Source organism: Frankia tisae (assembly GCF_025403405.1).
Taxonomy (GTDB): Bacteria; Actinomycetota; Actinomycetes; order Frankiales; family Frankiaceae; genus Frankia; species Frankia tisai.
Window position 1 is genome coordinate 1 of sequence record NZ_JANEZT010000701.1, and the last position, 1,261, is coordinate 1,261.

1 protein-coding gene is annotated in these 1,261 nt (G+C 76.3%); it reads left to right on the top strand.

Annotation, left to right across the window (positions count from 1 at the left end):
• The coding region (locus NBZ85_RS31210) for an SDR family NAD(P)-dependent oxidoreductase (protein ID WP_261563433.1) at nucleotides 1-1,261 on the top strand (1,261 nt) is incomplete at both ends.

Genomic DNA, 1,261 nt, shown 5'->3' on the forward strand with positions numbered 1-1,261 from the left:
ACCCCATCCCCACGGACGGAACCGGCCCCGCAGGCGGAACCGGCCCCACGGACGGGCGTCTCGACGCCGCCCTGCGCGACGGCCCGCACAGCCTGCTGCACCTGCTGCGCGCGCTGCCCCCGGCCGCGCCGCCCGGCGCCGCGGAACACCGCGAGCCGACCACCCTCCTGGTGGTCTCCCTGCAGGCGACCGACGGCTCCGTCCCGGCACCGCGGCCGGAACGCGCCCTGCTCACCGGCCTGCTCGGCTCACTCGCGCGGGAACGGCCGGACCTGCGGGTCCGCCACGTCGACCTCGACCGGATCAGCCACACCCCGGGCGACGCGGACGTGTCGTCGAGCCTCGATCCGGTGGTGGACGCGCTCGTCGGCGAACTCAACAGCGCGCAGAACGAACCCGTCGTCGCCTACCGCGATCGGCGCCGCCACGTCCGCCGCCTCACCGGCGCCCTGAGCGTGCCGGCCGCGGCCCCGACCCGCGCGGTGTTCCGTCCCGACCGGCTGTACCTGGTCAGCGGAGGTGCCGGGGGGCTCGGCGCGCTGGTATCGCGCCACCTGCTCGCGGAGGTCGGCGCCCGGCTGCTGATCGTCGGGCGAGCCCCGGGGCCGTGGGCACCGTCGCCCGACGCGGCGGGCACACCTGAGCGGGACCAGGCCGACGACGCCCGGGCGGACGCCCGCCGCAGTGTGCTGCGCGAGCTGGCCCGGCTCGGTCCGGTGCGGTACGCCTGCCTCGACGTCCGGGATGGCGACGGGCTGCGCCGAGCGGTGGCAACCGCCGAGCGCGAGCTCGGCGCTGAGCTCGCCGGGGTCGTTCACCTGGCCGGATCGTTCGAGCAGCGGCCCCTCGCCGAGTACACGCCGGCGCAGTTCGACGCGGCCATCGCCGCTAAGGTGCTCGGCGCCCTGGCCCTGCACCGGCTCGTCGAGCACCGCGCCGACGCCGTCTTCGTCTCGTTCTCCTCGTTGAACGGGTACTTCGGCGGGGCCACGGTGGGCGCCTACTCCGCTGCCAACAGCTTCCTCGACGCGCTCGCACACACCCAGCGGCAGGCATCCGGGCTACGAGCGGCCAGCCTCGCCTGGAGCGGATGGGACCGGATCGGCATGACCACCGGCGGGGCCGCCGGGCAGCTCAGCGCCGCCCGCGGCTACCAGACGCTCGGCCCCCGGGAAGGGATGGACAGCATGCGGGCCGCTCTCGCCTTCGCCGCGGCGCACGTCCTGATCGGTCTGGACCCGGCGAAGGCGTGGCCCCGCAG